The organism is Sphingobacterium sp. UBA5670 (assembly GCF_002420705.1).
GTDB lineage: Bacteria > Bacteroidota > Bacteroidia > Sphingobacteriales > Sphingobacteriaceae > Sphingobacterium.
In genome coordinates this window covers 46,782-68,005 of record NZ_DIIM01000023.1, presented here as the reverse complement: position 1 = coordinate 68,005, position 21,224 = coordinate 46,782, and the positions used below count along the sequence as shown (strand labels likewise).

Genomic DNA, 21,224 nt, shown 5'->3' with positions numbered 1-21,224 from the left:
TTCAATTTACATGAAGGGATATGAATCCAAGGTATATGAAGTTTTAACCAATATTGACCGCTACAATAAAACACCTGCCCTTCCTTCTAAAACTTCCACTGCAATGGTCTCATCATCGACAATAAAGAGCTTCAATTTGACAACCTTGCTTTGCAAGCTGAATCCGCAAATTCTTTCTTAAAACCTATCATTAGGAAAATTTAAGAATATTTAGGAAACTTCATAAATCTTCACATTGGGATTACCAATTATGTAAGGCTTTAAAGATGTAATAAAATCGGAAGTACAGAATTTACTCAAAAAGTAACACTGCGCATCTTCCCTACTTTTAAAACCCTGAAGGATTCGCAAATCATCAATATGGATCAATAGTTCATCGGATAATGCGCCGTTAACTGTTTTCAAAAATGGTTCTTTGTATAAATTGTAAACTGCCGTTACTCCTGCTCTATCTAATCCTTGAATTGTAAGTATTATATCTAAATATACTTTTGCCATAACTTTTTCGTTTTTAACAAAGTACCTTAAAAGGGATGTTTTAAACAATGTCCATACAGAAAACAAATGGTATTTTTAGGAAACAGACTTCTTAAATTCCGAAGGAGATAAACTTGTGTATTTTTTAAAGTATTTGACAAAATATGAAGGATCCTCAAAACCTAATCGATAGCCAACCTATTTCACGTTTAGTTCTGAATATAACAAAAGGCGCTGTGCTTCCAAGATAATCCGCTCATGAAGCATTTGCGAAGGCGTCTTGTTAATTTGATTTTGGGTCAAATCAGACAAGCTCCTAGAAGACAAATGTAGAAGCTTTGCGTATTCCGCTACACTAAAGCTCTTTTTATAATTTGCATCAATCAAATTGATGAACCTCATAAATACCATTCTCTTCTCATCAAATATTGTGGCTCCGATACTTTTTCAAAATGTTTTTTTCTACGCTGTACCTGGATAAGGAAGGATTTCAAATAATTTCTTAATATTATCTCTTTTCCAAATAATTCCTCACTTTCCAATTCTCCTTTCATTTGTAAGACATACTGATCTAAAAGAGTATCAATTCCTGCCCCTATACAACATGATGGCTGCTGAAATGGGTTATTAAACAAACTGCAGTTCAACATAAAATCCAAAGGCCTTTCATCCTGGATTAAAAAAAGATGGTTAAAGTGCAATAAAACACCTTCATAGTGTTCTTGATCATCAAAATAATGTACCTGATTAGGAGCAATGAAAAACATAGCATTGTCCAAGACATCATAAGTCTTAAAGTCTACATAATGTTTCCCATTTCCCGTTTTAAACCAAATTTTTTGAAAAAAACTATGGATATGAGGTTTAATAGATGGCATCGGTTGTCGATGACAACACGAGCCGCTATTCGAATTGGTCGTGGTATACTAAATTAATAGGTTTACAGATATAAACTTCTAAAATATTACAAACTGTAAGGTAAGGTATAAGATTTAAAGAATGGGATAAAGGAAAACTTTACAGCGGATTTCTTTGTTCAAGACCTGCAAATAAACTGAATCTTTTACGAAAGAAGAAAAATCAATTTTAGCTATTTAAAATATACGTTATATTTATTTGAAAGTAATATCATCATGTAACCCCGCTAAAACAAATGACAGAAACAGAAAAATATCTTGCTGACTTTAAAGCAGCTGTTACAAGCGTGTATCCTATTTCGGATAAGGCATTTAATTTGTTGGCTGAACCTGTCTACATTAAGAAGTTTAACAAAAATGAAGTTTTACTAAAGGAAGGGCGTGTCGCCAATGATATTTTCTTTGTTTGTAAAGGTGCATTAAACTCTTATTTTATTGATGAAAAAGGAGCTATCTGGAATAAATGGATTTATTTGGAGAGGGATTTTGCGAGCACAAGATTTTCGGCTATCATAAAAACGCCCAACGATTTTAAACTGCAAGCTATTGAAAACACTACTGTGGTATGTATACCTTATCATCAAACAAGAGCAGCTATTAATCAAAATGATGAACTAAAAAACCTTTACATTGCCTATTTGGAGAAAAAATGGATAGTCATTAATGAAGAAAGAGAAATTTCTTTACTGACCGAAAGTGCCACCACAAGATATCTAAAATTGCTGGAAGCACATCCGGGAATTGACATGAGAATTCCACTACAATATATTGCTTCGCACCTGAGCATTACCCCAACACAGCTGAGCAGAATACGTAAAGGGCTGACCAAATAAAAAAATCATTACGCTCAACCTATGTAGAGCGCATTCTCGAAATCACGCTTTATTTTTGCTTATTATCAAACAATAATAAAGCATACGATTAAAAAATCTCTTTGCAATAGAACACATAGTACTATTAATTGAAGAGTTGAATAAGAGAACTTTATAATTAAAAATCGAAATTAAATTATGCAAACAATTTCCAAAGCACTAAAAATATTACTAACCGCACTTATTCTTTCCAATATTGTACTGATGGCTTGTGTGGTTTACTTTTTGAACTACAAGCACAGCTTAACTGCGGAAAGAATAGATATCAAAGACAGGTCGGGGAAAAATCGTGTCGTTATTGCAAACACAGATAACATTCCGCAACCTATTATCAATGGGAAGACGTATAAAAGAGCTTACGCTCCCGCAGGTCTGATTTTCTTTGATAAAAATGGCGACGAAAGAGGTGGTTTGGCAATTACTGATAATGAAGAGACTAACCTGAATGCACTGGCATTTGATTATCAGAATGCCGATGCAATTGGTATCTTGGCACAAGATAATAAACACGACAATTATTTCAGGGCTGGTCTATTGATTAATGATAAAGATCTATCCCGTAAGCCGGGGCATAATATTAACCGGATAAACCTACTAACCGAGAATGGGAATGCTTCTTTGGTGATGAAAGATAAGAATGAAATACCAAGAATTATTTTAAAGGTGGACAGTCTAGGTAACCCTTCTATCGAAATGTTTGACGATAATGGAAAAATGAAATGGAATCAATAAGCTATAATCTCACCAATTGCATGAGCTAAAAAATTACTGACACATTAGTCTTTATCAAATTTTATGAGTTACTTAGTATGTCATAAATTAGCACTATAGTTTAGTAAATAATTTCGATTATGTATAAATTACTTTTCATCATTTTTCTTACAGTCTCTTGTCTTAATAGTAGTTCAGCACATTACCCTATTAACTCTCTAACTAAAATACAAAACACTTATTCTTATGCGTATATACGGGTGGAAGGAAAATTCCTTTCAAAAAAACTAAAAGTTAAAGTTGACCTAGGAGATTCAGATGAACAGATCGCGGAAGGTGAAAAGCTTTCAGAAATATTGACCAATAAAAAATCCTATGCTGCGATACTTAACTATATGTCGAAGATTGGATATGAATTAATAAATTCATTCGATTTAACTGATAACTATAATGGATCTGGAGGCACCTCTGGCATTATTTACGTTATGAAGAAAGCTGAGGAATAATCGCTATGGTTCATGAACCAGTATATTATATTTAAAAATTGTCTCAGTTATTAATAAATAGACCTTAAATGAATTGGTCATATGTTTTTAAACATTGGGGAAACACTTTGCTGCTGGGTGCCATTCTTTTTATTATAAGCTTCAATCTAAAGCGACTAAGATTTTTAAAGTCTGCTTTACTGATCTCCTGTTCAATGTCATCTGAATTAACAAAATAGCCAGTATTAAACTGGCTATTGATTTGTTTATAAAGTTGATTTACCTTACCCTACGGATACGGTTTAGAATATGAAGAAGGAGTTCTAGATTGCCTCCGCGGGGAATTCCGTATTTTATTCTGGGAAATCTGAAGTTGAAACTTGGCAGACAGCCCTTTCTCCTTGCATATATTCCAGGTCATAATGGGAATCATGCACAAAAACGGATTGAAAAGGGATTTCGCTCTCAGGTGTAATATTTCATATCTCATAACTGTCTTAAAGAAAAATCTATCGTAAACAATCGTATGATAGAGTTTTCAGATTCAAATAAGACAACTGAAATTACTAGAGAAATAAAATTATTTACTTTTAAACCATAACCTCCAATGAAACTATTATTTAACCTTATTTTGTTGATATTCCTGACGTCAAATGTATTTGCTCAAACAAATTCGGCGACATGGAATAAGTTCCTTACAGACATTAATCAATTAGAAAAGGAGTATAAAACCTTTTATTCAGCAAAGGATTATCAAAAAGCCGCAACGGTGTTAAATACCATTACGGCCAAAATGGACAGCTTGCAGTTATCTGAAAATGAAAAGCAGGAATTTCAAACTACCATCAAGGAGATCAATGCCAATGTATCCTACAGCCTTGCTTGCCTACAATCATTACTTAATAAAAAAAAGCAGGCTGTTACAAGTTTTGAAAAGGCCATTTTCTGGGGATACACCGACTATCGTAACGCACTAAATGACACTGATTTAGATAATATCCGTAAGGAAAATAAATTTGAAAAAGCATTAAAACAACTGAAGCAATATGATAAATTAACTCTGTTGCAGCAGTCAGGAGGATATGTTTCAGAAAGCAATGCCGATTTACCTGTATTTAACTACCAGTCAGCAAGTAATCATAATTTGGCAGCGGTGAAAAATTTTTTCAAACTGGACTCAATAGCTGGTAATGGCGATGAAATTTCTAAAATCCGTAATATATTGTTTTTTGTTTCAAATAATATTAAATATGACGGCAGCAATTGGGCATTATGCGAATTTGACGCGATTGATTTTTACAACTATCACAAGGCGACAGGAAAAGGTATCAACTGTCGGCATAAAGCGATGACGCTAAATGAAATGTATCTCGCAATGGGATTTAAATCGCGTTTTGTTACATGCATGCCAAAAGACGATAAAGATACTGACTGCCATGTGATCAATAGTGTTTATTCGGAAACTTTAAAAAAATGGCTGTGGATGGATCCTTCCCATGGTACATTTGTTATGGACGAAAAGAACAATTTACTGAGCATCGAAGAAGTCAGGGAGCATTTAAAAAACAATCAGTTTCTTAAGCTGAATGATGAGTCCAAAGTAAGTAAACTTTGGTACCTGGATTATTATATGGCAAAAAATTTATATTGGATTCAATGCACGAATAAAAGTGAGTTTAACACAGAGAGCAGATATAGACCTGCCCCCCCTGATCTACAGTACATTTCTTTAATTCCAGGCGGATTCGACAAAAGCAGTAATAAATATTTAAAAAACAACGTTATTACACATGATCCTGCTTACTTTTGGAAATCCCCCCAATAAATACAGCACATTAAAAATAGTAGATTTCCAAACTATCAAATTTCAAATTAGTAGGTGAAACAATAGCAATCAAATCCTCGAAATAAACTTTACTTCATTTTACCACGATTTCTTGGAACAATCTGATATACAGAAATAATCTATTGATGGTACTGTCAGATCTAATCTCAATTTTTATCGTTAAGATAATGGAAATATAAATAAAAATGGAGTTTACAAAATTATTTATGCTGATCTATGCAAAGCTATCTCATAAACATTCCAGAGAGCAACATGTTCTCGTTAAAATTCAGGGTTACTGTATAAGATGACGTTTTGATTTCAATATAATTGGCAAAATCCACCGGATGATAAGTTATTTTAAGCTTATCTAACAACTTTAACACTTCCTCAAATTGTAAGCCTGGTTTTAAGTTATTTTCAAATGAGATGTTGACCTTTCTAAGGTCGTTGATGGCGTAACCATTGATGATGTTTTCCTTTTGGTTATCCGGATAACTTTTGCTTACAGCAAAATAAAGGTTGACATCATGATAGGTATTTTGATAATAGATCTCGTTGGTTGTTCCGGTAGTTCCATCAATTTCTGTCATTCGTTCAAAAAAACGACTATTTGTAGGAGATTTCGTAAATTCCTCTTCAGTTGTTCTTCCAACAATTAAATTGTTTATATTCCAGTTTTTATCAATATTCAGTGTGGGTTTATCTTTAACATCTTCTGGTTTGGTCGCATTTTTTAGCAATTCCGCCATATATTTTTCATTATTGCATCCGCCAAAATCAATTAAACCATTCATAATATCCCAATAACACGTTTTAGACAGGTTTGTGTTGTTCAGAATGATTAACCTATTATAGTCAGGTGCATATAAAATAAATTTGTTCTGTGACTTTATATTCCAGTACAAACCATTGTCGGTATTTGGATTTTTTGTCCCTTTACCATATTTTTCCACTAGTTTCTTTAAAATACTGGCTTTTAGCTCTTGCGTTTTGAGCTCAACTCTTACGCCATATATTTTACTATCAGCATCGTATCTTTTTAAAGATTCTTCTAAGTCACTGGCGGTTTCGGTTTGTTTGAGATCAATATGTCCGCCGCCAAGGCGTGTAATACTATCTGTTTTCAGTATTTCCGAATTGATTTGAAAAATAATCCGCTGCCCTGCTAAATCAATTCCATCGAAACTATACCTTTGTGATTTTTCAACCTCCAGCAGCAGACTGAAGGGATACTCTACAGTCTCCACACCAATTAATAATCGATCATCAAAGTTACTGATTTCTTCAATCGGCTCATTTAACTTCAAGCCTGCTAAATCTATTTTTTCTTGACTTCTGCAAGAAATAAAAAAAGGTAAAATAGCTAATAAGGATAATTTCTTCATGGTTCTTATTCTTTTTTGATAACAGGTAGTCTTTTAATTGGCAGGCTTCATATGCCAAATGTTTAAATTTTCTAATTACTTGCCTTTACAGCTTTAACATTACTTTTCATTAGATCTTTCCCATCTTAATCTCCGATCCCCAAAAGGTTCTGTTTTCCCTTTTTTATAAATAACCCGTTTGCGAATTGTTCCATCTTCTTTATAGTAAAGCCATTCCCCCTCCTTGAGGTTGTTTTGATATGTGCCCTTTTCTGCCAGCCTCTTATTTCTGTAAACTTTTGCCTCGCCATTTTTAAAGCCACCTATAAATGGCTCATAATTGGTCTGGTACCAATTAAATTTTATTGCATAATTCCCGTTTAAAGGCTCGCCAGTTTCCTTCAAACAGATTTTCTCAGTAACATCATCGTATGCGGTTTCCTCAAGTTCAATATTGATCCATGTTTGTGCGGAACAATTGCTCATTGGAATTAAAAAGAAAAATAAAAAAATAATGCCGGTAAGCATGTTCCTCAAAACAGATAACTGTAAAATCAAAATGGATGGTAATATTACTTTATTCATTTGTCACGATGCTAAAATGTTGACATTATCGTTTTAGATTTCCGCTTCATTTATCAATCAAATTTAACTTTAAATTTTATAGAAAATTGGATGGATTACGATTCGCCGGCAATAAATAACGATTCGTGGCTATTTGCCTTTTTTTCGAAAAATATTTAAACTCTTAATATCTTTTTTAGGGCTATGACCACTCCCCGACTATCATTGGTCCCACCGCGATAGAGACTTGAAATCATTATGCTGCTGCTCAATCTTACGATTTTCTATTCAAAGATTGGCTTCGAATAAAAACTGCCGAACAGTATCATCCTATGATTTGTTTAAATAATAATACATGGTATTATTTCTTCTAAACTCTTCTTGAATTTAGGGCTTTGCTCCATTGTGTTTTATTGCATCTTGGACATGCCTGGGAATCATTCTCAAAACTAAATACAACATGGCCGCAATACATGCATGCAAATGGCCCTTCAGCACTGAATACATCAACCATTTTGAAAGATGATGGGAATAATGGTAGCCCATATCTCACATCATTATCAGCATAAAATAAAACGCTTAATGTTCCATCGACTTCTAGAATCCCTTCCTTAACCTGTCCCAGATGTTCGACATTTAAATTTCTCAATTCAGAAAAAAATTCCATACGTGAGAAGGTATTATCATTTTCATGTTTTATATCAAATACTCCATCCTTTACTACAGGTAAAACCTTACCTTCCAATAAATGGGCAATGTTTTCTGATCGGGAGGCGATCCAGGTTATCAACTTATAAACGAAGATTACACATATAAAGACAACAATGGCATGGAAAATCGGTATTTCTTCTTGAAACATTGGATCTCCCGCAGCTGAGCCCAAACTGATTATAATCGCAACCTCAAAAAGAGTTAACTGCCGAACTCCCCTCCTACCCGAGAGCCTTAGAATTATCAATATTAGAAGAAACATTATTATTGTTCTCGCGCCGATTTCAACAAGAAAGGAGCTTTCCACTCCCTCTGCAAATATTTTTTGTATATCAATCATAACCTTTTAAAAAAACTTATTGCGGCCTCCGCATAATTAATTCTAAAACATTCCTCCGATTGCAATAGTTCACCACTCAGCAAAAACAACATAAATAAGGTATCAATTGGAAAATTTGCTGACTTCCGTTTTCTTTAGTTTTCATCGATTAATTCTTGTATTTGCCTGATAAATTTATCGGAGGAATAATTACCAAATCCGGCGGATAAAGTCTGATTTTGTCCTTCTTATCATTCAATTAATCATGGATATATTAACCGTTCATTATTTTTGATGGCATGACACAATTTATAAGCATTGTATTATTTCTTATCCTATGCGAAGTCGATCGAATAATAAATTTATTAGATTTGCAAGACTGCAGATGATAAAAATTCAGATTGGATGAAATAAAGGACCATCAATTGCAGGGCATACTAAAAGTAGATAAATAACCAAAATATAACAGCTATGCAAAAGATAATTCCAAACCTTTGGTTTGACAAAAATGCGCAGGAAGCCGCAGCGTATTACTTGTCGGTTTTCAAAGATGGCAAGATCATCAATACTACTTATTATCCGAATTCAGAAAGCGAAGGGTTGGCTGATTTCCAGAGAGATTTTGCTGGAAAAGTGCTTACCGTTGAGTTCGAGATTATGGGGATGCGTTTTATCGGGATCAATGCGGGACCCGAATTCAAATTTAACGAAGCCATATCGTTAATGATCCCCTGCAAAGACCAGGCTGAGATAGACTACTATTGGGAAACCCTAACATCAGGTGGCGGTCAAGAAAGCGTGTGTGGCTGGCTGAAAGACAAATATGGATTAAGCTGGCAGGTTGCTCCTGAAAATTGGGAGGAACTCAACAAAAGACCAGGCGCATTCAAAAAAATGATGGGAATGAAAAAAATCATTATTGATGATTTCTAAAAACGAAGTACCAGAGGACTCTTAACTCGTGCTAATTGTTTATTGATGAGACCTGAGGTAAAATACACGACGTATTTCCTCGTAATTGCCATCTTTTTCTACAAGCTTATAAGAATAATAAACGCTATGCACTTGCCGCTTTGCATTGTTATTCGCTTTCCATTTACATCATAGTAGACTTCCACCCCGCAATCCCTTTTGATTACTTTGCTTTGCGAAAGCAAACAAAGCAAAAATGTGCATATTAGCTCATGAATAAAATAACAGTAACTGTTGCCCCAGAAAACGATTACAAAGAGGAAGGCAACAGCCACCGACCATTGAAGAAATTTCCCAATTGATTCCTCAAGACTTTATTTAAATTTAAACACTAATAATAACAATAAATTTTTAAGATTATTTCGTTGCAGTTCTCTATTATTCTTAAAATAAAAATGAGGTATTCAAGAATATCCATGCCCCTCAATTTAAAATCCGTGGATAGAAAATTACGATTCGCTGAACAGTAGTAAATTCATGGCACTTTAATTCCATCCTTCCAGTAAACTCAAACCAAATTGTTTCATCAATAATAGTATTTCTGCTAACAAAAAGTTTTAGCTACCTTTGCAGTATGACAACAACATATAAATCGGATTTGGTTTAATAAACAATCTGTAGATCCTTTACAGATTGTCCTTTCGTTTGCTTTCGAATAATTCGCTTCGAGAGCTATCTTTCTATTTTATTTTTTTAATCAGCATACGTTAGTAGAAGTACTACTGCGCTTTTCATGTATGCTATATACATTACAATAATGGGTAACGAAAGCATTAAAACTATCCATGAATTCGATTTAAATTTAATCTGTGAATTCTTTTTAAATACTGAAAGACAGGGACCCGGCAACTCAGAGGTAACCCTTAAAGCACTGAGCTTTATAGACAATCTTACTGACGATTCTTTAATCGCTGACATTGGTTGCGGAACCGGTGGTCAAACTATGGTATTGGCGGAACACACGCCAGGATACATCACGTGTTTCGATATTTTTCCAGCATTTATTGACCGGCTCAACAAAAATGCGACAAAGCTAAATTTGCAAGACAAGGTAAAAGGTATTGTTCGTTCAATGGATAATCTACCCTTCCAGAATGATGCGTTAGACCTGATATGGTGTGAAGGAGCAATTTATAATATCGGCTTTGAAAGAGGGCTCACCGAATGGCGTAAGTTTTTAAAAACTGGAGGATATATCGCCGTTACAGAAAGTTCTTGGCTCACCGAAAAACGTCCCTCAGAAATAGAGCAATACTGTTTACCACATTTTCCTGAAATGGATACCATTGCAGGTAAAATAATGCGAATACAAAAAGCGGGATATTTACCCGTCGCTACCTTTGTTTTGCCATCAGTTTGTTGGACTGATCATTATTTCACCCCAATGGTAAACGCGCAGAAAATGTTTCTTGAAAAGTATGCAGGAAATAAAACGGCCGAAGAATTTGTTGCCCTTCAACATTTTGATGCGGAAATGTATTCCAAATACAAAGAGTTCTACGGTTATGTGTTCTTCATCGCAAAAAAAATTGAACAATGATTAATTTAGATATTTACGGTTGGGACGATAAACTAAACCAACTAAAACAGAAATCAACACATAAAACTTTACATCATGGGCGGATCGCTGTTGTTCACCGTACCTGTTTTGATGTTATTTTCGAAAACGGGTTACTTCAATGTGAGTTGACGGGAAATATGATGTTTAGCAGATCTGACTCTGAATTACCTTGTGTGGGTGATTGGGTTATTTTTCAACCATTCGAAGAAAACAAAGGAATTATTGTGGACATATTACCACGCGAACGCACCTTGTACAGAAAGAAAAACGGAACAATAGCTGATAAGCAAGCGATTGCTTCGTATGTGGATAAAGCATTTATTGTACAGAGCCTTGATGATAATTTCAATGTCCGCAGAGCGGAACGTTTCATCGCTCAGATATTGGAGGAGAATATTAATCCGGCCTTAATTCTCAATAAAGCCGATATTATTTTCGACAGATCAAAAATAGAAGAGCAGATAAAACATTTATCTTGCAGGATACCTGTATTTTTTACCAGTACTCACGATCATCAGACTATTATTTTACTTCGGGAATCTATACTAGAAGGAGAAACTGTTGTGTTTGTTGGTTCTTCTGGCGTTGGTAAAAGTTCTTTGGTAAATGCACTTTGCGAAGAACCCTTACTGCGTACGTCCGATGTAAGTATGTCCACGGGAAAAGGACGTCATACTTCAACTCGTCGCGAAATGGTATTAATGAAAAACGCTGGTGTATTAATTGATACTCCGGGGGTTCGTGAATTTGGCTTAACGATTGATGATGCGGACTCTTTGGCCGAAATGTTGGATATTTCCGACTTGGCAAAATCCTGTCGTTTCAAGGATTGCGAGCATACGGGAGAACCTGATTGTGCGGTATTAAAAGCCGTAGACAATGGAGTTCTAGCTCTAGATGTTTATGAAAGCTACCTGAAACTGCAAAGGGAAGCCTGGCACTTTTCTGCTACTGAGCATGAAAGGCGCAAAAGGGAGAAATCCTTTTCAAAGCTTGTGACTCAAGTAAAAAAAATAAAGGAATCTCATAATTAAATTGAAATTTGTTCGGCATTCTATTCACAGAATGCCAACAAATTTCAATCAGGATATGCCAATCGTTCTACTCCGTCCTAAACATTAAACACAATCACTTTATCCTTTTCATACTTTTTGAAAAGCATGTAGAATCTGATTTTTTTCCTGATCCTAATTTACGTATCTTATATACTCAATATTTATGATTGCTAAATGGAAGAATTCACGAAATTAAGCAGCAATTAAAAAAGCTTATTGGCAAAATTCAGCCTAAAAAGGAATTTTACGAGTTTGAAAGCTTATTCGGCAACCAAGGCACCTTTATTTTCGTCTCAATCAGTATAACTTAACCATAACATTTCATCATCAGATCAATATTTGCCCCCTATGATGCTGCAGGTGCGATACATAATCATTCATTAAGAATTCGAGGCTATGGTCATTACAAGTTCTCTGCGTTAGATTTTTATTGGTTATTTGCTTGAACAAAAATAGCAGCTGCTTGTTTATTGAACTCCATAAATCACATAACTGTAATTTTTCCGAATATTGATAGCTGCCCGATTTACAATATTCAACTTGATCATAGTATATTTTAGGATTTTCTTCAAATTGCGCTCTGATAAATCTCGAATAATTAACGAAAGCACTATCTATTAAGTGCCCGAGAATCTCTTTTTTGCTCCATCTAAAAGGATCCACTTTTACATCAAAATCTTCCTCGCTTATTTGCATTACCTGCTCAGGAAAAGCATGAATGATATGCTCAAATTCTTCCAAAACTAAATTCATAACAACTTTTATTTAATAGTTAGAGACTTCCCCACAGCAGGAATTTCATCGATGTGATAATATATTATCAATCCTCTTTCTTTAGCTATCTTAACGTCCTGGTCTGCGCCCTTGGATTCACCTTTAATCCGCAAAACAGCATCACATTTTTCCAGTATCCGATGGGCTATTGGATACTGTATCCTCTCCCATTGTTCATCTCCAATTTTCTGTGATCCAGCCAGCTTAATTAAAGGAAGTGCAAGCCACTCCCCGACTATCGGGACATGGCCTTTATTAAAAATTTCTAAGGCGAACTCTTCCAATTTTTCTAAATTGTTCTTGATTAATGTCGGTTCATCGTTGGTCCCACCTCGATATGGACCTGAAATCATTATAAGCATCGTTATATTTATTTGTATACAAATGCGAATTAACAACCTATTCGTCGAAAAAAAAATAATCTACTTTAAGCCTTTTCTTTTATTATGCTTAATCATACTCAAAAATTCGGGCGTAATTCCCAAATAAGAAGCTATTTGCTTTTGCTTAACGTTTTTTGCCACGTCCGGATATTTGCCAACGAATATTTCATAGCGCGCTTCCGCTGGCAATGAAAGGTTTTGAATGACACGCAGCTGTTCTCTTATGTATGCATTTTGCATCAAAATCCGAAAGAACTTTTCAAATTGCGGTATAGCCGCATACAAATAATCTAAATCACTCTTTTTTAATTGATAGATTATGCTATTTTCAATAGCCTCAATGGTTAGCATAGCCGGTTTTTGATTGATAAAACAGTACATGTCAGTTACCCACCAATCGCTAACAGCAAACATAATAGTAGCTTCTTTACCGGATTCATCCAGATAGAATGCACGCAATGCCCCGGACTCAACGAAATAGATATTTTCACACAATTGTCCTTGGCTTAATATAGTATTTTTTCGGGGTATCTGTATTTTCTTTAACCGGGATAAAAATATCGTGAATTCCGTCTCATTCAAGGTGATATGTTTACTGATGTTTTCTTGGATTATATAATGATTCATACTGCTTTACCTGAAAATATTATGTGTTTTCACCCATAAAATTACGGCAATAAACTATAATATATGAAATGAGAACTTATTTATTCTCAACGAGAATAAATCAAATCATTCACTTTTTCACATAAACTTTTGAATGTTTTTTTTTATTGCTCCAGCATTATCTGAAGTTGGCCTTCATCATGATCAATACATTAAGACAAAAAAATGTTATGATCAGTTAAAAGATCTACGAAATTCCGTAGGGGAAATATTGGTTTTAGCCTTGAAAAGCTTATTAAATGATTGGGAATGTTCAAACCCCAGCTCATAAGCGATCTCGCTAATGCTAAGTTCAGTTGTAGAAAGTTTCTCTTTGGCTTTTTCAATTACTTTCTCGTGGATGATCTGCTGGGTAGTTTGTCCCGTCAGCGATTTGAGCATCCCCCGCATATACTGTGTCGACATATTTAGTTTCTCCGAGAGCAACTGTACCGTAGGTACCCCATACTGTATGATATCTTTTTCTTCAAAATAGCCGTTAAGAAATATCTCAAGCTTTTCTAAAAATTGATGACTGGCTTTCTTACGTGTGATAAACTGGCGCTGATAAAAACGCTGGGAATAATTAAACAGGGTCTCCAATTGGGAGATAATTATATTTTGGCTGAACTGATCAATATTGCTGTGATATTCCTGCTGGATGTTTTCAATGATCAACTGCATTTTAAGTTCCTCGTCTTCTGATAGAAACAGGGCTTCATTCACAGAATAATCGAAAAACTCATATCTTTTGACCGATGCTGCCAGTGGCGTATTCCAGAGAAAATCCGGATGGATCATGAGCATCCACCCGGAAGGATTTTTTCCATGCTCTTCTCGTATTACACTTAACACCTGATGCGGTGCCATGCAGAACATCACGCCTTCGTCGAAATCATAATCTTTCTGCCCGTACCTATACTTGTGGTCCATATTCCGTTTTACGGAAATCATATAAAAGTCGAACAACAGGCTTTGTTTTCCAATTACGGACGGTACTTTCATATCTTCAAAATTGATCACGCTGATCAGCGGATGCTTTGGTGCCGGCAATCCCCGAAGCTTATGAAACTCGGAAATGGTCTTTAGTCGTATCGGTTTGTTATCGGACATGGTTTTAAAGATTTTTGTGTTTTTGTCGATTATAATAAAAATACAAATTATTGAAGATCAGAAAAGTAATAGGAACCTTTTAAATCTTCCAGTAGTATAGGATGAGCAGGGTTCCAGTCCAGCGATTCCCTTGTCTGCGCACTCGAACTTTGGTTGTCAAGTTTTGCAAAATGTGTAAACCAGGAAAAGTGTTGTTCAGCCTCTTCTGGATTCAGCGAAACCAGTGGAATGTTGAGGCGTTCGGCAATTTCATTTGCCACTGTTTTAAGCTGAATTCCTTCTTCGGCCACAGCATGATATCTGGTTCCTTTTTCAAACGGTTTTTCAAGAGCCAAGCGGTAAAGTCTTGCTGCATCAAAACGGTGAACAGCCGGCCAGTGGTTATTCCCATTTCCAATGAAGGCCGATACACCTTTTTCCTTTGCAATACTAATGAAGAGTGGTACAAATCCAATTTTATCCCCCTCTCCGTGCACGGAAGGAGATAATCTGATCACTGCAACATTTACGCCTTTAGCAGCCTGATCGTCTGCGGCATTTTCAGTAGCAATCCTTGGATGCGGGTAGTTAATAATGCGGTCTGTCTCCATTGTAATTCCATCTTTTGAAAACAGCGCGGTTCCGGATGTAATGAGAAAAGGTTTTTCAGTTCCAGCCAGAGCATCTCCGAGCGCTCCGATTACTTCACTGTCTAAGGTACACATTTCCTGAAAACGACTAAAATCGTGAACAAACCCTAAATGGATAACAGCATCAGAAAGTCTGGCACCTGACTTTAAGCTTTCAAAATCTGTCAGGTTGCCATGGTGAGCCTGTGCACCCGCCTTAACTAACTTCTTTGCAGATTCTTCTGATCTTGCCAGTCCTAGAACCTCATGACCTGCTTCTAATAATTCCTGTACTACAGCTGTTCCAACAAAACCTGTAGCTCCTGTAATAAATACTTTCATATCTTAAATTTTTTATGAAGCAAAGTTCAGACATGGCGAATTCACAAATGTAGCCAAAAGTGACGATGTTGTAGCCAGAATAAATCCATACTTTGAAATTTCTATCAATATATAGCATTCCGACCAGGCATCTCAATTTGTTGACCGGACATTTTGATAATAGTAGCTGTCGGGGTAAATCCAATCACTGTTCGATTTACCAATATATGAACTATAGAGACAAGTAAATTGAACCATAGAAGAAAGCAATGTAGTTATTAAATCAAGACCTTTGTATAGTAACATTAAATAAATCAAATGTCAGAAATCACTAAAATTCAATTGGGTAAAAACGGCCCCAAGGTTTCCAGGCTTGGTCTGGGGTGCATGCGGATGTCATCAATATGGGGCGGCCCAACACCCGATGAAACCGAAAGCATTGAAACGATCCATCAAGCTTTGGACAACGGAATAAACTTCCTGAATACCGGAGATTTTTATGGTGCAGGCCATAACGAAATGCTTGTTGGGAAAGCCATTAAAGGAAGACGGGATGATGCTTTCATCAGTGTCAAATTCGGCGCTATCTTCCACAATGGCCAATGGATTGGCTTAGATCTCCGTCCTTTAGCGATCAAGAATTTTGTTAACTATTCGTTGACCCGCTTGGGCATTGAAACTATCGACTTATATCAACCTTGTAGAATGGATGGTAGCGTGCCAATAGAAGACATCATCGGAACAATTGCAGGCCTGATAGATGAAGGAAAAGTACGTCATATCGGCGTATCGGAAATCACCGCCGATCAACTCCGTATAGCCAATAGCGTTTATCCCATCAGTGCACTGGAAATCGGTTATTCTTTGGCTGACCGCCAGATCGAAAAGGAGCTGTTGCCAACGGTTAAAGAGTTAGGAATTGGTGTTGTGGCATTTGCCAATACTGCCGAAGGCCTGTTAAACGGTGACCTGCAAGCTCCAATTCCTGCAGATGACCATCGAAATCACTTTTCCCGTTTTCAGGGTAATAACCTGATCCATAATCTTGAAAAAGTGGAAGTATTAAAAAAAATAGCTCAACTTAAAAATGTTAGCCCTACACAAATTGCGATTGCTTGGGTAAAAGAACAAGGTGACAATATCATGCCATTGGTAAGCATGAGCCGCAGATCAAGGCTACCCGAAAATATCGCTGCAATGGAAATTGTATTTACTCCAGAGGAGATGAATATTTTAAACACTACATTTGCAATAGGTGCTATCAAAGGTGGTACTTACTTACAAAGATAAATGGAAAGTCCAGCAGAAATACTTCCCGGCGTTATATTCTATTCTTACCTTTCATCTCAAAGGAAAGAGAAAGCATGCGTCTGGAACCACCATACCCTGGTATTACAGGTCTCGGGCCAGATGATTCTCGAAACCGCTGAGCAGAATATAAACATTTCTGCCGGAGAAGTATTGCTAATTCACAAAAATCAGCTGGGAACATTGACTAAAACCCCTGGATCAAGTGGCCATTATGAAACGATTGTCATATCACTACAAGAAGATCTGATGCGTCAGATAGCACTGGAGGAAAAAATGGAATCCCCGAGAAAGTACACGGGCCTTCCGAACCTATGCCTCCCCAATAATGCGTTTATCAAAGGATATTTCCAGTCAGTCATTCCCTATGCGCGAAGCGCAGGGCATGAAATGACTAACGAGATGGGACTTTTGAAGGTAAAAGAGGGGGTCAAGTTGATACTATTAGCTGTCCCAACACTGCGTAACTTTTTGTTTGATTTCTCAGAGCCTCATAAGATAAATCTAGAAAAATTTATGCTTAATAATTTTCATTTCAATATCCCTATCGAGAAGTTTGCACAGCTTACAGGGAGAAGCCTTTCAGGCTATAAAAGAGATTTTCAGAAGATCTTCAACATGCCGCCACGGAAGTGGTTACAAGATAAAAGGCTGAATGAAGCATGGCATTTAATTGAAAGAAAAAACAAAAAACCATCAGCTATCTATCTCGATCTTGGGTTTGAGACTTTGTCCCATTTTTCTAACGCCTTTAAGAAGAAATTTGGCAAAGCGCCGACTGTAGGTTGATAAGGCTTAGAACAACCATCTCCCGATTATGGTCTGTCATCTATCTGTTAGATGACAAGTTAAAAAAGTTAGTAAAAATATTCAGAAGGAATATCTTTTATGATTTCTATGTTTACTATATCTTTTTTAAGACCCGTAAATCAGGTTTTTAAGAAATTTATGAGGCGGCCGTAGGATTGTCATTTCTAATTACACTCATTTAAGCTTCACTTGGTTTATATTGCAGTTTGAAGAGTTTTAAAGCGAAAGAAGAACCTAGAAAAAAGCACACAATGTTCTTAATACGCCAACCTTACCTGATTATCTAAAAGCTTTGGCATCATATACAGAAGATATCCAAGGTATTATGTAAACAAAAGAAATCCTAAATTTTATTGCTTACTTACCGCTTTTACCACGTATGATTTAAAAAGTGTTAAATAAGAAGTGTGGCATAATTATTTACTTTTTTAGTATCTTAACAGTAAACTACCAGCCAATGCCAAAAAAAATTATAAGAAATCTTCAGATAGGCTTAATGCTCTCTTTATTACTGCTGATTGCGGGTTCTATCGCATCTTATATTAGCATACACAAGCAAATGGAAAGCAGGCAAAGCCTCCTAAAAACGAAGGAATCCATCAGTTTAATAAAAGATATTTTAAACACACTACTAAATGCCGAAACAGGCAATCGGGGTTATCAGCTTACCGGCCGGGAGAACTTTCTTGAACCGTTGGATAGAAGCAGGAAGGAATATCCGCTGCTTGTTTCTAACATAGATAGGTTTAATCTTAAAGATAAACGCCAGAGTGACATCTTTCATGAATTGCTGCATACTTCAGACATACTGATGAAAGAATATGTTTTGCTGGTTGATAATCGTAAAAAGGGATTATTAGTGACGCCAGAAGAACTTGTGCAAAACAAGATGGCCATGGATAAATGTCGTATGTTGGTTCAGGAATTTGTAAGACACGAAGAAGTTCAGCTTGCCCTGAAAAATGAAGATCTAAATAACTCCTCCACACGGACCGTTTTATTCATTCTCATTTCTGCGGTTGCAGCCATTGGTGTCACCATTTTCGTTTATATCCATATAAAATCTGACATTCTACGCCGTGATAAGTTAGAAAAGGACCTATTTCATACGAAGGAAATGCTTGAGGAAACAAGCGCGGTTGCCCAGGTCGGAGGATGGGAAGCCAATATGAAAAACAGAAAGCTCACCTGGTCCCAAAGTGCAATAGAAATTCACAAAGTTAACGCTAGTTTTCAACCAACTTTTGACAATGTCCTTGGCTTTTATGAAGGAAAAAGCAGAGAGAGAATAAAATATCTATTTAACAGGGCGGTACAACAAGGAATTTCTTTTGATGAAGAGCTTCAGCTTCTGCGTAATGACGGCGTTACAATCTGGGTAAGAGTAAAAGGAATTCCAGAATTTGAAAATGAAATTTGCAGCAGGATTTTTGGAATTATTCAGGACATCGATGCCTTCAAAAAAATGTTTCTGGAAGTTGCCCAAAAGGAAGCTATGATGCAGTCCTTTGCTACTGATGTTCCCATTCCTTTGGCGATGTTTGACAAAGCCCTGAACTACGTTGCTGTAAGTAGCAGATGGAGAGATGAATTTAGTATGAATCATGTAGATCTTATTGGCAATAATCTATTCACAATATCTCCCCATATTCCCGAAGAAAGAAAAAAGATTTACAGGGATGCACTTTTGGGAAAGACGTACATCGACGGGGATTTTGCGTTAAAGGTGGAAGGAAAAGAGGAAATTCAGCATTTCGATCTAAAAATCGGACCTTGGTATCTTACAAAAGATGAAGTTGGAGGTATAATTATTTCAATACAGAATATTACAGACGCCGTAAAGATAAATGAAGAGCTGAAAAATGCGAAAGAAATTGCAGATATAGCCAGCAAGGCAAAATCCGAATTTCTGGCCAATATGAGTCACGAGATCCGCACCCCTTTGAACGGAGTTATTGGTTTTTCAGACCTTCTTCTCAGGACACCGCTGAATGAAACACAGACACAATACCTAAATTATATCAACGAATCGGGGGAAAACCTGCTTAGCATTATCAATGATATACTGGATTTTTCTAAAATAGAATCCGGGAAAATGGAGCTTTTGATTGAAAAAAGTGATGTTTACGATATGTTAAGCCAAGTCATAAATGTGATTCTTTATCAATCGCAGAAAAAAAACATTGAACTTCTTCTCAACGTTGAGCCGGGCCTCCCAAAAATACTTTTCATTGATGAAGCTAGATTAAAACAGATCTTAATCAATCTTCTGGGGAATGCTGTGAAGTTCACCGAAGAGGGAGAGATCGAGCTAAAAGTAGAGAAATTACGCATGGATGATCACACGATTGCTCTGCGTTTCTCCGTAAGAGATACAGGAATCGGCATTCCTGCTGAGAAACAGAAATATATTTTTGACGCCTTCACCCAGGAAAACAGTTCAATAAGCAAACGATATGGCGGCACAGGTCTCGGACTAACCATCTCAAACAATATCTTGGGATATATGGGAAGTCATCTGTCGCTGATCAGCGAAATGGACAAAGGTTCTGTATTTTTCTTTGATCTTGAGATTCCTTATGAAATGCCTGAATTGAGAGAAGCGGATGAAACGTCTATTAATACGGCCTTAGTGGTAGACGATAATGAAACCAACAGGATCATTCTTGAACACATGCTTTCCTTTAAAAATATCAAATCCACGTTGGCTTCCAACGGGATGGAAGCCCTAGATATCATGTTGAAAGGTGGGCACTTTGATGTGATCCTTGTGGATTACCACATGCCTATCATGTCAGGCTTGGAAACAAGAAATAAAATAAAAGGCCTGTTAAATCAGCGAAAGGAGATTGCGCCATTTATAGTACTTTCTTCTTCTTCGGAAGAACTGGATATACTGAGTTCTGTTCGGAAAATAGAAAATACACATTTATTGTTGAAGCCAATAAAATCACATGATCTATACAAAACCCTTAAAAAGGTAGAGCGAAGTACTGTAATAGAAACTATTCAGGATCGGCCCGGGAAAGATTCGGAAGCATTTGCACGGGAATTAGATGTGCTTTTAGTGGATGATAACCCAGTGAATATGGTCTTAAATAATAGGATAATGAAGTCTCTGGCGCCTAATATAAATCTAACTGAAGCCACAAATGGTTTACAGGCGTTGGAAGAATGCAGGAAAAAGCAGTTTTCCCTTATTATTATGGATGTACAGATGCCGATAATGAGTGGCATTGAGGCAACACAAAATATTAGGAAGCTACTTGAATATCAACATATACCTATCATAGGCGTTACAGCTGGAAATGTATTGGGAGAAAAAGAAAAATGCCTTGAATCCGGAATGAATGACTTTCTTCCCAAACCTATACGTCGCGCTGACCTTCTTGAAGTTCTTAAAAAATATATTAGTGTTTAGTACTT

The 21,224-nt window shown here is 36.2% G+C and carries 20 protein-coding genes and 1 pseudogene; 10 read left to right on the top strand and 11 right to left on the bottom strand.

From position 1 onward, the window contains the following. Window positions 1-210: 210 nt before the first annotated feature. The 3 genes and pseudogenes from B3C94_RS21215 to B3C94_RS21210 all read right to left on the bottom strand — a co-directional run bounded on the left by B3C94_RS21215 (window position 211) and on the right by B3C94_RS21210 (window position 1,355). Window positions 211-498, bottom strand: coding sequence for a hypothetical protein (locus B3C94_RS21215; protein ID WP_293907513.1), 288 nt, complete (start codon window positions 496-498; stop codon window positions 211-213). A 75-nt stretch (window positions 499-573) separates the two neighbouring features. Further along, a pseudogene (locus tag B3C94_RS23565) lies at window positions 574-879 on the bottom strand (helix-turn-helix domain-containing protein). Beyond that, complete coding sequence (locus B3C94_RS21210) at window positions 876-1,355, bottom strand: AraC family ligand binding domain-containing protein (protein WP_349679149.1); 480 nt, start codon at window positions 1,353-1,355, stop codon at window positions 876-878. The pseudogene B3C94_RS23565 and the gene B3C94_RS21210 overlap by 4 nt, the downstream one beginning before the upstream one ends. Window positions 1,356-1,630: 275 nt before the next feature. Here B3C94_RS21210 and B3C94_RS21205 point away from each other — a divergent pair, with 275 nt between their 5' ends. From B3C94_RS21205 to B3C94_RS21190, 4 genes are all read left to right on the top strand, one after another. Continuing rightward, window positions 1,631-2,227 (top strand): Crp/Fnr family transcriptional regulator, encoded by a 597-nt coding sequence (locus B3C94_RS21205; protein WP_293907511.1) that lies wholly within the window; start codon window positions 1,631-1,633, stop codon window positions 2,225-2,227. 177 nt (window positions 2,228-2,404) lie between these two features. Further along, window positions 2,405-2,998 (top strand): hypothetical protein, encoded by a 594-nt coding sequence (locus B3C94_RS21200; RefSeq protein ID WP_293907509.1) that lies wholly within the window; start codon window positions 2,405-2,407, stop codon window positions 2,996-2,998. Window positions 2,999-3,117: 119 nt separating this feature from the next. Next, the gene (locus B3C94_RS21195) at window positions 3,118-3,483 is read left to right on the top strand and encodes a hypothetical protein (protein WP_293907507.1); all 366 of its coding nucleotides are present in this window, start codon (window positions 3,118-3,120) and stop codon (window positions 3,481-3,483) included. Between the two features lie 586 nt (window positions 3,484-4,069). Then, the gene (locus tag B3C94_RS21190; protein ID WP_293907505.1) at window positions 4,070-5,287 is read left to right on the top strand and encodes a transglutaminase-like domain-containing protein; all 1,218 of its coding nucleotides are present in this window, start codon (window positions 4,070-4,072) and stop codon (window positions 5,285-5,287) included. A gap of 245 nt (window positions 5,288-5,532) precedes the next feature. Here the strand turns inward: B3C94_RS21190 and B3C94_RS21185 are convergent, their stop codons facing one another. The 3 genes from B3C94_RS21185 to B3C94_RS21175 all read right to left on the bottom strand — a co-directional run bounded on the left by B3C94_RS21185 (window position 5,533) and on the right by B3C94_RS21175 (window position 8,269). Beyond that, window positions 5,533-6,675, bottom strand: a complete 1,143-nt coding sequence (locus tag B3C94_RS21185) for a hypothetical protein (protein ID WP_293907503.1) — start codon at window positions 6,673-6,675, stop codon at window positions 5,533-5,535. Window positions 6,676-6,774: 99 nt separating this feature from the next. Then, window positions 6,775-7,212 (bottom strand): toxin-antitoxin system YwqK family antitoxin, encoded by a 438-nt coding sequence (locus B3C94_RS21180; RefSeq protein ID WP_293907501.1) that lies wholly within the window; start codon window positions 7,210-7,212, stop codon window positions 6,775-6,777. A gap of 376 nt (window positions 7,213-7,588) precedes the next feature. Then, window positions 7,589-8,269: a DUF421 domain-containing protein gene (locus B3C94_RS21175; RefSeq protein ID WP_293907499.1), complete on the bottom strand. Its 681-nt coding sequence runs from the start codon at window positions 8,267-8,269 to the stop codon at window positions 7,589-7,591. Between the two features lie 450 nt (window positions 8,270-8,719). Between B3C94_RS21175 and B3C94_RS21170 the strand changes: the two genes are divergently transcribed. The 3 genes from B3C94_RS21170 (at window position 8,720) to rsgA (ending at window position 11,815) form a co-directional block, all read left to right on the top strand. After that, window positions 8,720-9,181: a VOC family protein gene (locus B3C94_RS21170; RefSeq protein WP_293907497.1), complete on the top strand. Its 462-nt coding sequence runs from the start codon at window positions 8,720-8,722 to the stop codon at window positions 9,179-9,181. 796 nt (window positions 9,182-9,977) lie between these two features. After that, window positions 9,978-10,760 (top strand): class I SAM-dependent methyltransferase, encoded by a 783-nt coding sequence (locus tag B3C94_RS21165; protein ID WP_293907495.1) that lies wholly within the window; start codon window positions 9,978-9,980, stop codon window positions 10,758-10,760. After that, complete coding sequence (gene rsgA, locus B3C94_RS21160) at window positions 10,757-11,815, top strand: ribosome small subunit-dependent GTPase A (protein WP_293907493.1); 1,059 nt, start codon at window positions 10,757-10,759, stop codon at window positions 11,813-11,815. Before B3C94_RS21165 ends, rsgA begins: the two co-directional genes overlap by 4 nt. 348 nt (window positions 11,816-12,163) lie before the next feature. On the opposite strand, the gene B3C94_RS21155 is transcribed toward rsgA, so the two are convergent. From B3C94_RS21155 to B3C94_RS21135, 5 genes are all read right to left on the bottom strand, one after another. Further along, the gene (locus B3C94_RS21155) at window positions 12,164-12,589 is read right to left on the bottom strand and encodes a DinB family protein (protein ID WP_293907491.1); all 426 of its coding nucleotides are present in this window, start codon (window positions 12,587-12,589) and stop codon (window positions 12,164-12,166) included. A gap of 8 nt (window positions 12,590-12,597) precedes the next feature. After that, complete coding sequence (locus B3C94_RS21150; RefSeq protein WP_293907489.1) at window positions 12,598-12,972, bottom strand: DUF4406 domain-containing protein; 375 nt, start codon at window positions 12,970-12,972, stop codon at window positions 12,598-12,600. A 60-nt stretch (window positions 12,973-13,032) separates the two neighbouring features. Further along, the gene (locus tag B3C94_RS21145) at window positions 13,033-13,620 is read right to left on the bottom strand and encodes a Crp/Fnr family transcriptional regulator (protein ID WP_293907487.1); all 588 of its coding nucleotides are present in this window, start codon (window positions 13,618-13,620) and stop codon (window positions 13,033-13,035) included. A 213-nt stretch (window positions 13,621-13,833) separates the two neighbouring features. Continuing rightward, the gene (locus tag B3C94_RS21140; RefSeq protein ID WP_293907485.1) at window positions 13,834-14,751 is read right to left on the bottom strand and encodes a helix-turn-helix domain-containing protein; all 918 of its coding nucleotides are present in this window, start codon (window positions 14,749-14,751) and stop codon (window positions 13,834-13,836) included. A gap of 47 nt (window positions 14,752-14,798) precedes the next feature. Further along, window positions 14,799-15,701 carry an SDR family oxidoreductase gene (locus B3C94_RS21135; protein ID WP_293907483.1) on the bottom strand — a complete coding sequence of 301 codons (903 nt, stop codon included), beginning with the start codon at window positions 15,699-15,701 and terminating at the stop codon, window positions 14,799-14,801. A gap of 297 nt (window positions 15,702-15,998) precedes the next feature. Between B3C94_RS21135 and B3C94_RS21130 the strand changes: the two genes are divergently transcribed. The 3 genes from B3C94_RS21130 (at window position 15,999) to B3C94_RS21120 (ending at window position 21,219) form a co-directional block, all read left to right on the top strand. After that, window positions 15,999-16,970 (top strand): aldo/keto reductase, encoded by a 972-nt coding sequence (locus B3C94_RS21130; RefSeq protein WP_293907481.1) that lies wholly within the window; start codon window positions 15,999-16,001, stop codon window positions 16,968-16,970. Then, window positions 16,971-17,777 carry a helix-turn-helix domain-containing protein gene (locus B3C94_RS21125; protein ID WP_293907479.1) on the top strand — a complete coding sequence of 269 codons (807 nt, stop codon included), beginning with the start codon at window positions 16,971-16,973 and terminating at the stop codon, window positions 17,775-17,777. It abuts the gene before it with no gap. A 478-nt stretch (window positions 17,778-18,255) separates the two neighbouring features. Continuing rightward, window positions 18,256-21,219 (top strand): response regulator, encoded by a 2,964-nt coding sequence (locus B3C94_RS21120; RefSeq protein WP_293907477.1) that lies wholly within the window; start codon window positions 18,256-18,258, stop codon window positions 21,217-21,219. The last annotated feature ends 5 nt before the right edge of the window (window positions 21,220-21,224 follow it).